This is a genomic window from Streptomyces sp. NPDC018610 (assembly GCF_044391765.1).
Taxonomy (GTDB): domain Bacteria; phylum Actinomycetota; class Actinomycetes; order Streptomycetales; family Streptomycetaceae; genus Streptomyces.
On record NZ_JBISAL010000021.1, the window covers coordinates 1 to 12549 of the forward strand.

Genomic DNA, 12549 nt, shown 5'->3' on the forward strand with positions numbered 1-12549 from the left:
CTGCGTTGTCGCCCCTCGCTGTGGGTGTGTCTCATGGGTGTGGGGTTGGGGGTGGTGCGCGGTGCTCGCCGTCGCCGGCGAACGGGCCCGGGCGCGCGCCGGGTCAGGAACCGGATGCCGACGCCTCCGGCGGCTCGGGTGTCGCGAGCCGTTCGGGTGTCTCCGACACCTCGCCGGCCCCGAGCGGTTCGAGCTCGTCGGGCCGGAAGTAGTGGAAGCGGCCGTACCAGGTGTGCAGTTCGGCCGCCGGGTCGTCCTCCAGGGTGACGGCCAGGTGTGTGCTGCCGTCCACGTCGTGGAAGACGGCGGCGACCCGTGCGCTGCGTCCCGCGAGGAACATGTCCTGGGCGTCCGCGCCACGGCCCCGCGGCCGCAGCAGCACCCGGCTGCCGCCGCCCAGGCGAACCCCGTCCACGAGCACCGTGTCGGTCGACGGGGACAGGCCGTCGTCACCGCCCTCCTGCCACCAGGCGGGCCGCTCGGCGCCGACGGCGGCCTCTCCCGCCGGTCCGGCCGGAGAGGCCGGTCGGGCCGGGGCCAGCGAGCGGATGGCGCCGTGCAGACGGGCGAAGACCTCCGGGGGCATGCTGTCGACGCGGTCGATGATCTCGGCGGCGCGCGGGTCGGTGGCGCGGGCCTCGGCCTTCTCCTCGTCGGTCAGGAGCATCGTGCGCAGCGTCAGGATCTCGTCGATCTCCCCGGCGTCGTGCAGATCGCCGGGGCTCTCCGGCGCGATCCGAGGACGGTCGGGCAGGATGATCGGCGCGGACAGCAGCGCCGGCCCCGTGCTCCCGTCCGCCGCCGCGGGGACGTCGTACGGCGGCTCTCCGTGCGGGGCCGGGGGGCCGCCGAGGACCGGGAAGGTGAACTCGCTGCGGCACTCGGCAGCCTGCCGCGCCAGTGCGCCGGGCGGGTCGATCAGCGACACGAACTCCACGTCCGTACCGCCGACGAGCGTGTGTGTGGCGATGAGCGACCGGCGCAGCACCTCGTCCCGCAGAGCGCCGGGCTCCGTCGCCCGGCCCGTGTTCTCGGTCCGCACCCGCAGCCGCACCAGGCCGTCGGCGAGCCGCTTTGCCGTGAGCGTCGTGCCCGCCCGGATCTCCTCCCGCCGCCGCACCACCCGCCCGGCGCCCGAGGGCAGCGGCTCGGTCGTCTCGCCGGCCGGCGCCCCGGACCAGGTGGTGTGCTCCCGCCCGAGCAGGTCGTCCACCGCGACGGCGAGGTCCGTCTCGCAGGGCACCGCCTCGTCGAAGGTCAGCCACGTCGTGCCGTCGTCCGCCCGCAGCGACGCGACCGGGCGGTGACTCCCGTCCGAGCCGGCGGCCTCCACCTGCTTGTGCTGCATCTGCAGGTACCGCACCCGCACCCGCAGGACGGCACCCGCCCGCCGCACCCGCACCAGGCACTCGGTCTGCTGGTACCAGGAGTCGGCGGAGCCGGACACGCCGACCGTGACCGGGCCGTCCCGTTCCACCCAGTCGCGCGGCAGCAGCACCCCGAACTGCCACCGCACCCGGTTCTTGGGCGACGAGCGGCGGTAGGGGTACAGCAGATAGCCCTCGTAGAGGACGGCGTCGGCCACCGCGCTCAGCTGCTCGAATCCCTCCGGGCCGCCGTCGCTCCCCGGGTCTTGGCCGGCCACGGGGGCACGGTCCTCGCCGGCGCGGGCGACGTCGTCCTCGGCCACGGCATCGGGCATCCGGCCTCCTCGGGTTGGCGTGTGCGCCATCCCTTCCCCCACCGCCGCACCGCTCACGCGCCCCGCCCCCCTTGGGCCCAGCGGGTTCGACCGGGCGGCGCAACGCCACACGCACACGTGCCGCGTACGCCGGCCCGCCACCGGGTGTGAGCCGCCCGTTCGGCCCCGGGTGCGGGCACTCCTCCGCTCAGTCCCCGGGTGTGACCGCCTCACGGTCCGACGCCGGCCACACGTACGGCAGGTCGTCCGGCACACCCGGGAACAGCGGGGCGTACCGCTCCGGGTCCTTGCGCACCAGGGCCGACCGGTGGCTCAGGTGCAGGGCCTCGTCGCCCAGCCAGGGCGGCAGCTCGCCCGCCGCCTCCAGCTCCCTCTGGCCGCGCACCTGCGCGCCGGGCCGGTGGACGGCGAGGTCGGCGACGAGCGTGGCCGCGCAGCTGTCCTGGTGGCCGTGATCACGCCAGACCCGGCACACGTCCAGCCCGTACCGCACCAGCGCCTCCTCGTAGCCGGCCCACATCCGCACCGCCGGATGGTGACGCCACCCGTAACCGGGGACGGTCAGGCCGCGCAGCACCTGCAACGCCTCCACCCGCTGCTTGCCGAGGCGCCGGCGGTCGAGCACCAGCGCGGAGTCGGTGAAGCCGGGATACGGCAGGAAGGTCTGCATGGTTCCGCCCGCGACGCGTCGAAGGGTGGGGGGAGGGGGCCGGGCGCCGCCGACCGGAGACGACGTGAGGCGCCGACCGGAGGCGACGGAAGGCGAGGAGCGGAGGCGACGGAAGGCGAGGAGCGGTGGCCCGGGGGGCGGGGAACGGAAGCGGTGGTCCGGGGGAACGCCAGCCCGTCAGTCCTCGCCGTCGTCGTCCCCCGTCCCCGGCTCGGCCATCCTCCGGTGCGCGGCGGCCTTGGCGCTGTCCGGCAGCACCTTGTTCGCCGCGCCCTGCGCCTTCGTCTTGAGCGACCCGGTTACCACCTTCTTGCGGCCCTTCACCACCGCCTCGTACGCCTGCTCGGCGACCTGCGCCGGGTCGTCCTTGGGGCCGCTGCCGATCTTGGTGTCGCCCATGTCGGCCCGCCGGAAGAAGTCCGTCTCGGTCGGCCCCGGCATGAACGCGGTGACGGTCACCCCGGTGTCCTTCACCTCGTCCTGCAGGGCCTGCGCGAACGACTGCACGAAGGACTTGGAGGCGTTGTAGACCGACTGGAACGGGCCCGGCATGGTGGCGGCGATGGAGGACGTGAAGACCACGCTGCCCTCGCCCCGCGCCACCATGTCCCGCAGCAGCGGCTTGGCGAGTCGGACCGTGGAGGTCACGTTCAGGTCGATCACGGACAGGTCGTCGGCGAGGTCGGTGTCGACGAAGGCGCCGCCCTGTCCCACCCCCGCGTTGAGCGCCGCCACGTCCACCGTCAGTCCCGTCGTGGCGGCCACCAGGTGGTCCACCCCCGCGGGGTCGCTGAGATCGCAGCGCACGGCCCGCACCTCGGCCCCGGTCTCCCGCAGCCGCTGCGCCGCGTGGTCGAGACGGTCGTCCTCGGCGTTGACCAGGAGATCGTATCCGTGCTCCGCGAACTGCCGGGCCAGTTCGTATCCGATACCGCTGGATGCGCCGGTCACCAGCGCGAGCGGCCTGCTGTCGTCATTGGCGTCCATGGGGACGGAGTAACCGCGTACACCGCGTCCAACCACCCCCCACCGGCCCGCCGCCCAGCCCGCGGCACGCACGGAACGCCCTGGCCAGGACGCATGGAACGCCCTGGCCAGGGCACCTGGAAGCGGTGGCGACCGGCGCGAGCGGCGCCACGGCCGACGGCGTGGGAGAGCCGCATGGACGTGCTGGCCCGACTGGATGCCTACCAGCGGCGGCACCGCTGGGCGGGACTGCCGCTGGCCGTCGTCTACAAGTTCTACGACGACCAGGCCGCCTACCTGGCCGCGCTGCTCACGTACTACGGGTTCCTGGCGCTGTTCCCGCTGCTGCTGCTCCTCGTCGCGGTCCTCAGCGCCGTCCTCAGCAGCAGCCCGCACCTCCAGCAGGCCGTGCTGAACTCGGCCCTGAGCGAGTTCCCGGTGATCGGGGACCAGATCGGCCACAACATCCACTCCTTCCGCGGCAACACCGTCGCCGTCGCGGTGGGTGTGGCCGGCAGCGCCTACGGAGCGCTGAACGTCGCCCAGGCCGCCCAGCACGCCCTGAACAAGATCTTCGCGGTGCCCCGGCACGCCCGCCCCGACCCGTTCCGCTCGCGTCTGAAGGGGCTGAAGTTCCTGACCCTCCTCGCGGCCGCGCTGCTCGTGACCACCGGCCTGTCCACCGCCGCGGAGTGGGCCTCCGGCCTGTTCGGCGCCCGGCTGGAGTCGGGGGTGCAAGTCGCCGCAGGGCTCCTGTCCGTCCTGCTCTACGCCGCCCTGCTGGTCGGCAGCTACCGCGTGCTGACCCGCCGCCGGCTGCCGCTGCGCGTGATGTACGGCCCGGCGCTGGGCGCCGCGTGCGCCTGGCAGGGCCTGCTGTGGGGCGGCACGTACTACGTCGGCCACGTGCTCCAGGGGGCCACCGCCACGTACGGCCTGTTCGGGATCGTGCTCGGCCTGCTGGCGTGGATCTACCTGGGGGCGCTGGTGTACGTCTTCACGGCCGAGGTCAGCGCGGTACGGTGCATGCGGCTGTGGCCCCGCAGCCTGCTCACCCCGTTCACCGACCGCGTCCACCTCACCCCGGGCGACCAGCGGGCCTACCGCTCCTACGCCGCCACGGAGTCCTTCAAGGGCTTCCAGAAGGTCACCGTCCACTTCGACCCGCCGCCGCACGCGGACGCGGGAGACCGGCCGGACTCCCGCGGCAGGCCGGACGCCGGAGACGGACCACAGACCGGCGGCCGATCGGACCCCGGGGACCCCGGCTGTCCCTACTGACGACCGCCGCTCCGACGACCGCCGCCCACCGACCGGACGAACGGAGGCACCCCATGGCCGAGGACATCACCTACCGACGCGTCTACGAGGACACCTCGCCGCAGGACGGCAAACGCGTGCTCGTCGACCGGGTCTGGCCGCGCGGGATGCGCAAGGAGGACGCCCACCTGGACGAGTGGCTGCGCGACGTCGCGCCCTCCACCGACCTGCGCCGCTGGTACGGCCACGAGCCCGCCCGGTTCGACGAGTTCCGCCGCCGCTACCTCGCCGAACTGCGCGACGCCGGACACCGCGAGGCGGTCGGACACCTGCGCGACCTCGCGGCCCACGACCGGCTCACCCTGCTGACCGCCACCAAGGACGTGGACCACAGCCAGGCCGCGGTCCTGGCCGAATGGCTCACCACCGGCAGGCGCTCCCCGGCCTGACGCGTGCGGTCGGCCCGCTCCGACCCGGCCGAAGCGTGTCCGCGGGCGTACCGCCTCCCGCCGGCGACGGCCACTCGGGCCGGCCGGTGGGGACGGCCGTCGAGGGGAGGGCAAGGGCGGACCGCTGGGGCGGTCGGCAAACGCCTGCGAGGGCCGGCTGTCGTGGGGATCCGCCGTTCGCGCGCCGATTCGCGCGATTGGCCGCTTGCGACCGCGCGGCAGGCGGCCAAAACTGGCCATGGCCGGTTTCACCCCCGTCCGGCGGGCTCCCCGCGGCGCCGGCCTCCGCCCGGCCCGCGGATCCCCTTCACGACATGCGTCCACGAACTTGCGGCACCGCGCGTCCCACGCGTCATGGCGCAGAGAGGCGAGGGTGTGAGCACCGACCGCTCTGGTGAGGCGCTGGACCGGCTGATGCGTTCGGCCCAGTACTTCTTCCCCGGGAGGCAGTCGCCCGACCGGCGGGTCCTGTACCGGGACGGAGGCCGGTCGGCGGAGGAGTTCTACCGGGAGCGGTGGCGGCACGACCGCGAGGTGCGCTCCACCCACGGGGTGAACTGCACCGGCTCGTGCTCCTGGCGGGTGTTCGTCAAGGACGGCATCATCACCTGGGAGACCCAGGCGACCGACTATCCGAGCGTGGGACCCGACTCGCCCGAGTACGAGCCCCGGGGCTGTCCGCGGGGCGCCTCGTTCTCCTGGTACACCTACTCGCCCACCCGGATCCGCTACCCCTACGTGCGCAGCCCGCTGCTCCAGCTGTGGCGGCAGGCCCGCGCCCGCCACGCCGACCCCGTCGAGGCCTGGCAGTGGCTGACCTCCGACCCGGAGCGGTGCGCCACGTACAAGCGGGCCCGCGGCAAGGGCGGCTTCGTGCGCTGCACCTGGCCGGAGGTCACCGAGCTCGTCGCGGCGGCCCAGGTGGACACGGTCAAGCGGTACGGCCCCGACCGCATCGTCGGCTTCTCCCCGATCCCGGCGATGTCGATCGCCTCGTACGCGGCGGGCACCCGCTACCTGTCGATGATCGGCGGGACCATCTCCTCGTTCTACGACTGGTACGCCGACCTGCCGATGGCCTCGCCGCAGGTGTTCGGCGACCAGACGGACGTGCCGGAGGCCGGCGACTGGTGGAACGCCGGGTACCTGATCGTGTGGGGCACCAACCTGCCGATCACCCGCACACCCGACGCGCACTTCATGACCGAGGCCCGCTACCGGGGCCAGAAGGTCGTCGTGGTCTCCCCGGACTACGGCGACCACACCAAGTTCGCCGACGACTGGCTCGCCGCGGCCCCCGGCACCGACGGCGCGCTGGCCATGGCCATGGGCCATGTGATCCTCGCCGAGTTCTACCGCGACCGGCAGGTGCCCCGCTTCACCGAGTACGCGAAGACCTACACCGACCTGCCGTTCCTCGTCCGGCTGCGCGAGCGGGACGAGGACGGGGCCAAGGCCGGCGGCGCGTACGTGCCCGACAGGTTCCTCACCGCCGCCGACCTGCCCGGCGCCGACGGGGAGGCGGCCGAGTTCAAGACCGTGCTGCTGGACGCGGCCACCGGCGAGCCGGTCGTGCCGAACGGCTCGCTGGGATTTCGCTGGACCTCGCCCGAGGACGCCCCGCGCTGGAACCTGAGACTGGACGGCGTCGACCCGCTGCTGACCCTGTACGGCCGCCCGGGCGGTGAGGCGGTGGCGGTGGACCTGCCGCGCTTCGACGCCGGACCGGGGGAGTCCGGCGGCTCCGTCCGGCGCGGCGTGCCCGCGACCCGGATCGGCGGACACCTGGTGACGACGGTGTTCGACCTGGTCATGGCCCAGTACGCGGTGGCACGCGAGGGGCTGCCCGGCCGGTGGCCCACCGGCTACGACGACGCGAGCGCGCCCTGCACACCCGCCTGGCAGCAGGCGATCACCTCGGTGCCCGCCCGGGCCGCGGCCCGGGTGGCCCGCGAGTTCGCGCGCAACGCCGAACGCACCGGCGGCCGCTCCATGATCGCGATGGGCGCGGGCACCAACCACTGGTTCCACTCCGACCAGATCTACCGCGCCTTCCTCTCCCTGACCATGCTGACCGGCAGCCAGGGCGTCAACGGCGGCGGCTGGGCGCACTACGTCGGGCAGGAGAAGGTGCGCCCCCTCACCGGCTGGTTCCACCTCGCCTTCGGCCTGGACTGGCAGCGCCCCACCCGGCACATGGTGGGCACCCCGCTGTTCTGGCTCGCCACCGACCAGTGGCGCTACGAGGCGTTCCCCGCCGACGTGCTCACCAGCCCGCTCGGCCCGGGCAGCCTCGACGGCCGCACCCTGCCCGACCTCAACGCGCTCGCCGCCCGCCTGGGCTGGATGCCCTCCCACCCGGCCTTCGACCGCAACCCGCTCGACATCTGCGACGACGCCCAGCGGGCCGGCAAGGAGGTCGCCGACCACGTCGTGGACGAACTGAAGGCCGGCCGGCTGCGGTTCGCCGCCGAGGACCCCGACGATCCGGCCAACTTCCCCCGCGTGCTGCTCATCTGGCGCGCCAACCTCTTCGCGTCGTCCATGAAGGGCCACGAGTACATGCTCCGGCACCTGCTCGGCACCGACGACGCGATGACCGCCCCCGAGACCCCGCCCCACCTGCGGCCCAGGGACGTCACCTGGCGCGAGCGGGCGCCCGTGGGCAAACTCGACCTGTCGGTCGCCGTCGACTTCCGGATGACCAGCACCTGCCTGTTCTCCGACGTGGTGCTGCCCGCCGCCACCTGGTACGAGAAGTTCGACCTGTCCACCACCGACATGCACCCCTTCGTGCACGCCTTCAACCCGGCCATCGCACCGCCCTGGCAGACCCGCAGCGACTTCGACACCTTCCACACCATCGCCGCGGAGTTCTCCCGCCTGGCCACGACACACCTGGGGGTGCGCCGCGACGTCATCGCCGCCCCCCTCGCCCACGACACCCCCGACGAACTGGCCCAGCCGCACGGCGCGGTGCGCGACTGGAGGGCCGGCGAGTGCGAACCCGTGCCCGGCCGCACCATGCCGAAGCTGACCGTGATCGAGCGCGACTACACCAAGGTCGCCGAGAAGATGGCCGCCGTGGGCCCGCTGCTCGACACCCTCGGCACCGCCACCAAGGGCGTCACCTGGAACCCCGGCGAGGAGATCGATCACCTGCGCGCCCGCAACGGCACCGTGCGCGGCGGTGTCGCCGACGGCCGGCCCTCCATCGCCCGCGACGACCAGTTCTGCGAGGCGGTCCTCGCCCTGTCCGGCACCACCAACGGCCGCCTGGCCGTCGCATCGCTGCGGGCGCTGGAGAAACGCACCGGCCTCCGCCTCGCCGACCTCGCCGAGGAGCGCTCCGGCGACCGCATCACCTTCGAGGACACCCGCACCCAGCCCCGCGCGGTGATCACCTCGGCCGAGTGGTCGGGCACCGAGTCCGGCGGCCGGCGCTACTCGCCGTTCACCGTCAACGTCGAACGCCTCAAACCCTGGCACACCCTCACCGGCCGCCAGCACTTCTTCCTCGACCACGACTGGATGGCCGAGTTCGGCGAACAACTCCCCGTCTACCGGCCGCCGTTGAACATGCTCGCCCATGTCGGCGACCCCCGCCGCAGCCCGGCCGGGCGCCCCGAGCTGGTGGTGCGCTACCTGACCCCGCACTCGAAGTGGTCCATCCACTCCGAGTACCAGGAGAACCTGCACATGCTCACCCTCTTCCGCGGCGGGCCGGGCATCTGGATGAGCCCCCTGGACGCCGAGAAGATCGGGGTCGCCGACAACGACTGGATCGAGGCGTACAACCGCAACGGCGTGGTCGCCTGCCGGGCCGTGGTCACCCACCGCATGCCGGAGGGCACCGTGTTCATGTACCACACCATGGACCGGCACCTGAACGTGCCGCGCACCGAGACCTCCGGACTGCACGGCGGCGGCGACAACTCCCTCACCCGCCTGCTGATCAAACCCACCCATCTCATCGGCGGCTACGCCCAGTTCACCTACGCCTTCAACTACATCGGTCCCACCGGCAACCAACGGGACGAGATCACCGTCATCCGCCGCCGCGCCCAGGAGGTCGACTTCAAGTGAAGGTGATGGCCCAGGTGGCCATGGTGATGAACCTCGACAAGTGCATCGGCTGCCACACCTGCTCGGTGACCTGCAAACAGACCTGGACCAACCGGCCGGGCGCCGAATACGTCTGGTTCAACAACGTCGAGACCAAGCCCGGCTCCGGATACCCGCGCCGCTACGAGGACCAGGACAGGTGGAAGGGCGGCTGGACCCTGGACCGCCGGGGCCGGCTGAAGCTCAGGGCCGGCGGCCGGTTGCGCAAGCTGCTCACCCTCTTCCACAACCCCGACATGCCCTCGCTCGACGACTTCTACGAGCCGTGGACGTACGACTACCGGGGCCTGACCACCGCGTCGCTGTCCGACTCCTTTCCCAGCGCCCGCCCCAAGTCGCAGCTCACCGGCCGCGACATGCGTCCGGTGCACGGCCCCAACTGGGACGACGACCTCGCCGGTGCCGCCGAGTACGCCGCCGCCGACCCGAACCTGAGGGGCCTGGCCGAACGGGTGCGCCTGGAGTTCGAGCACACCTTCATGTTCTACCTGCCGCGCATCTGCGAGCACTGCCTCAACCCGTCCTGCGTGGCCTCCTGCCCCTCGGGCGCGATGTACAAGCGCGAGGAGGACGGCATCGTCCTGGTCGACCAGGACCGCTGCCGCGGCTGGCGGTTCTGCGTCTCCGGCTGCCCCTACAAGAAGGTCTACTTCAACCACCGCACCGGCAAGGCCGAGAAGTGCACCTTCTGCTACCCGCGCATCGAGGCCGGGCAGCCCACGATCTGCTCGGAGACGTGCGTGGGCCGGCTGCGCCACCTCGGCGTGCTGCTCTACGACGCCGACGCCGTCCTCGACGCCGCCTCCGTCAAGGACGACAAGGACCTCTACGAGGCCCAGCTGTCCGTCTTCCTCGACCCGCGCGAGGAGTGGGTGCGCGAGGCCGCCGCCCGGGACGGCATCGCCCACGACTGGATCCTGGCCGCGCAGCGCTCCCCGGTGTACGCCCTGATCAAGGAGCACCGGGTGGCACTGCCCCTGCACCCGGAGTACCGCACCATGCCCATGGTCTGGTACGTGCCCCCGCTCTCCCCGGTCGCCGACGCCGTGCACGCCACCGGCTACCACGACGACGACCCCGACCGGATCTTCGCCGCCATCGACGCGCTGCGCATCCCCGTGGAGTACCTGGCGAACCTGTTCACCGCGGGCGACACCGCGGTGGTCGAGACGGTGCTGCGCAAACTCACCGCCATGCGCGCCCACATGCGGGCCGGACAACTCGGCGACCCGGTCGACCACGGCCTGCTGGAGCGGGCCGGCGTCACCGCCGACGGCATCGAGGACCTCTACCGGCTGCTCGCCGTCGCCAAGTACGACGACCGCTACGTCGTCCCCAAGGCGCACGCCGAAGGCTCCGGCGCCCTGATGGCCCAGCACTGCTCCCTGGACCGCCCGGGCGGCGTCGGCGACCTCGCGTCCCACGACGAGACCGGCCCCGTACCTCCCGCGCTGCCCGGCCTGGCCGCGCCGGGCGGCGGCGGCCACTTCCGCGACAGCGACGGGCAGGTCCGCTTCAACCTCCTCGGCTGGAACGGCAGCGGCCCGGCCCCGGGCCTCTTCGGCTCCGGGGGGAACGCCCCGTGAACCGCCGGCCCGCCCCCGACACCCCCGCGCTGCACCGCGTCGCCGCCGTCCTGCTGCGCTACCCCGACGCGGTGACGCGGGCCTGCCTCGACGACGTCGGCGCCGCGCTGCCGGCCGTCCACGACGCCGCCGACCGGGCCCGGCTCGCCGCCGTCGCCGAGCACCTGCGCGGCCTTTCCGCGGCCGAGGCCGCCGAGCGCTACGTCGACACCTTCGACCACACCCGCCGCCGCTGCCTGCACCTGACGTACTACCGGCACGGCGACACCCGGGCCCGCGGCATGGCGCTGCTCGCCCTCAAACACACCTACCGGCAGGCCGGACAGGAACCGCCCGAGGACGAACTGCCCGACTTCCTGCCGCTGGTGCTGGAGTTCGCCGCCCTCGCCCCCGAGCCCGGCCGCCGGGTGCTGCTCCAGTGCCGGGCCGGACTCGAACTGCTGCGGGAGGCGCTGGCCGAGCGCTCCGATCCGTACACACCGGTCCTGGACGCGGTCTGCGGACGCCTGCCCCGGCCGGGCCGCCGCGAACGCGACACCTGGCGACGGCTGGCCGCCGAGGGACCCCCGCGCGAACACGTGGGAGCGGGAGGGGCGGGCACGGAGCCCTTCGCACCGCCCGCATACCTGGCCTCCGCGCACATGACACCGCCGACGACGACCGGAGAGGACCGATGAACTCCTGGGACCTGTGGTGGTGGGTCATCCTGCCCTACCTCGCCCTCGCCACCTTCGTCGTCGGCCACGTCTGGCGCTGGCGCTACGACCAGTTCGGCTGGACCAGCCGCTCCACCCAGCTCCAGGAGGGCCGCCTGCTCAAATGGGGCGGTCCGCTCTTCCACTACGGCACCTTCGCCGCCATCGCCGGACACGTGCTCGGCATCCTCGTCCCGGAGTCGTTCACCCGCCGGCTCGGCATCCCGGAGGAGACCTACCGCTGGTTCTCCTCCGTCGGCGGCGCCGTCGCCGCCCTCGCGGTGCTCGCCGGGGTCGCCGTGCTCGCCTTCCGCCGCACGACGGTGCCCCGGGTGCGCGCCACCACCAGCCCGGTGGACTGGCTCGCCCTGATCCTGCTGGCGGTCGTGATCGTACTGGGCATCATCCCGACCATGGGCGTCAACCTGTTCGGCACGGGCTACGACTACCGGCAGAGCGTGTCCCTGTGGTTCCGCGGCCTGTTCGCCGGGGACCCCGACGTGGCGGCGATCTCCCACGCGCCGCTGATCTACCGTGTCCACGCCACCGCCGCCTGGGCCATCCTCGCCGTATGGCCCTTCACCCGGCTCGTGCACGCCTGGAGCGTGCCGCTGTGGTATCTGTGGCGTCCCTACGTCCTCTACCGCCGCCGCGTCCCCGCCCACCCCACCGAGCCGGGCACCGGCGGACGCCGCTGGCGCCGCATCGGCGTCCGCTACTGACGCCGTCGCCGCCTGACCGACCGAGGAGCCGAAGTCATGCAGAAGATCTCCCTCGACGCCCGGGCCCGTGAGCACCTGGAACGCGCCGGGACGGCGAGCACCGGCCGCAGCGCCGAGACCGTCTACGGCGGTCACGAGCACGTCCTGCGGCAGACCCTCATCACCCTGCGCGCCGGCACCGCCCTCACCGAGCACGAGAACCCCGGCGAGGCCACGGTCCTGGTGCTGCGCGGCCGGGTCCGGCTGCGCAGCGGCGAGGACTCCTGGGACGGCAGGGCCGGCGACCTGCTCGTCGTGCCCGAGGCCCGGCACAGCCTGGAGGCCGTCGAGGACGCCGCGACCCTGCTCACCGTCGCCGAGAAGCCCTGACCGCC

At 73.2% G+C, this 12549-nt stretch carries 10 protein-coding genes; 7 read left to right on the forward strand and 3 right to left on the reverse strand.

Going from position 1 to position 12549, the window contains the following annotated elements; all coding sequences use genetic code 11:
- Window positions 1-103: 103 nt before the first annotated feature.
- The 3 genes from ACH5A8_RS34255 to ACH5A8_RS34265 form a co-directional block, all read right to left on the reverse strand.
- Entirely contained in the window at window positions 104-1702 is a 1599-nt protein-coding gene (locus ACH5A8_RS34255) for a hypothetical protein (protein WP_399007899.1), read from the reverse strand.
- 187 nt (window positions 1703-1889) lie between these two features.
- Window positions 1890-2372 (reverse strand): MSMEG_6728 family protein, encoded by a 483-nt coding sequence (locus tag ACH5A8_RS34260; protein ID WP_399007900.1) that lies wholly within the window; start codon window positions 2370-2372, stop codon window positions 1890-1892.
- A 177-nt stretch (window positions 2373-2549) separates the two neighbouring features.
- A complete protein-coding gene (locus ACH5A8_RS34265; RefSeq protein WP_399007901.1) occupies window positions 2550-3359 on the reverse strand; it encodes an SDR family NAD(P)-dependent oxidoreductase in 810 nt (269 codons plus the stop codon).
- 174 nt (window positions 3360-3533) lie between these two features.
- Here ACH5A8_RS34265 and ACH5A8_RS34270 point away from each other — a divergent pair, with 174 nt between their 5' ends.
- The 7 genes from ACH5A8_RS34270 (at window position 3534) to ACH5A8_RS34300 (ending at window position 12544) form a co-directional block, all read left to right on the forward strand.
- Window positions 3534-4619 carry a YihY/virulence factor BrkB family protein gene (locus ACH5A8_RS34270; RefSeq protein ID WP_399007902.1) on the forward strand — a complete coding sequence of 362 codons (1086 nt, stop codon included), beginning with the start codon at window positions 3534-3536 and terminating at the stop codon, window positions 4617-4619.
- 53 nt (window positions 4620-4672) lie between these two features.
- Window positions 4673-5047, forward strand: a complete 375-nt coding sequence (locus ACH5A8_RS34275; protein ID WP_399007903.1) for a DUF488 domain-containing protein — start codon at window positions 4673-4675, stop codon at window positions 5045-5047.
- A gap of 414 nt (window positions 5048-5461) precedes the next feature.
- Complete coding sequence (locus tag ACH5A8_RS34280) at window positions 5462-9133, forward strand: nitrate reductase subunit alpha (RefSeq protein ID WP_399007940.1); 3672 nt, start codon at window positions 5462-5464, stop codon at window positions 9131-9133.
- On the forward strand, window positions 9130-10758 hold the full coding sequence (narH, locus tag ACH5A8_RS34285) for a nitrate reductase subunit beta (protein WP_399007904.1): 1629 nt from the start codon (window positions 9130-9132) through the stop codon (window positions 10756-10758). The genes ACH5A8_RS34280 and narH overlap by 4 nt, the downstream gene beginning before the upstream one ends.
- Window positions 10755-11435: a nitrate reductase molybdenum cofactor assembly chaperone gene (gene narJ, locus ACH5A8_RS34290; RefSeq protein ID WP_399007905.1), complete on the forward strand. Its 681-nt coding sequence runs from the start codon at window positions 10755-10757 to the stop codon at window positions 11433-11435. The genes narH and narJ overlap by 4 nt, the downstream gene beginning before the upstream one ends.
- Complete coding sequence (gene narI / locus ACH5A8_RS34295) at window positions 11432-12175, forward strand: respiratory nitrate reductase subunit gamma (RefSeq protein ID WP_399007906.1); 744 nt, start codon at window positions 11432-11434, stop codon at window positions 12173-12175. Before narJ ends, narI begins: the two co-directional genes overlap by 4 nt.
- A 36-nt stretch (window positions 12176-12211) precedes the next feature.
- Window positions 12212-12544, forward strand: coding sequence for a cupin domain-containing protein (locus ACH5A8_RS34300; protein ID WP_399007907.1), 333 nt, complete (start codon window positions 12212-12214; stop codon window positions 12542-12544).
- Window positions 12545-12549: the final 5 nt, after the last annotated feature.

Bases quoted from the DNA above. Each gene is read 5' to 3' on its own strand.
- ACH5A8_RS34255 (WP_399007899.1), bottom strand. From the start codon at position 1,702: ATGCCCGATGCCGTGGCCGAGGACGACGTCGCCCGCGCCGGCGAGGAC.
- ACH5A8_RS34260 (WP_399007900.1), bottom strand. From the start codon at position 2,372: ATGCAGACCTTCCTGCCGTATCCCGGCTTCACCGACTCCGCGCTGGTG.
- ACH5A8_RS34265 (WP_399007901.1), bottom strand. From the start codon at position 3,359: ATGGACGCCAATGACGACAGCAGGCCGCTCGCGCTGGTGACCGGCGCA.
- ACH5A8_RS34270 (WP_399007902.1), top strand. From the start codon at position 3,534: ATGGACGTGCTGGCCCGACTGGATGCCTACCAGCGGCGGCACCGCTGG.
- ACH5A8_RS34275 (WP_399007903.1), top strand. From the start codon at position 4,673: ATGGCCGAGGACATCACCTACCGACGCGTCTACGAGGACACCTCGCCG.
- ACH5A8_RS34280 (WP_399007940.1), top strand. From the start codon at position 5,462: ATGCGTTCGGCCCAGTACTTCTTCCCCGGGAGGCAGTCGCCCGACCGG.
- narI (WP_399007906.1), top strand. From the start codon at position 11,432: ATGAACTCCTGGGACCTGTGGTGGTGGGTCATCCTGCCCTACCTCGCC.
- ACH5A8_RS34300 (WP_399007907.1), top strand. From the start codon at position 12,212: ATGCAGAAGATCTCCCTCGACGCCCGGGCCCGTGAGCACCTGGAACGC.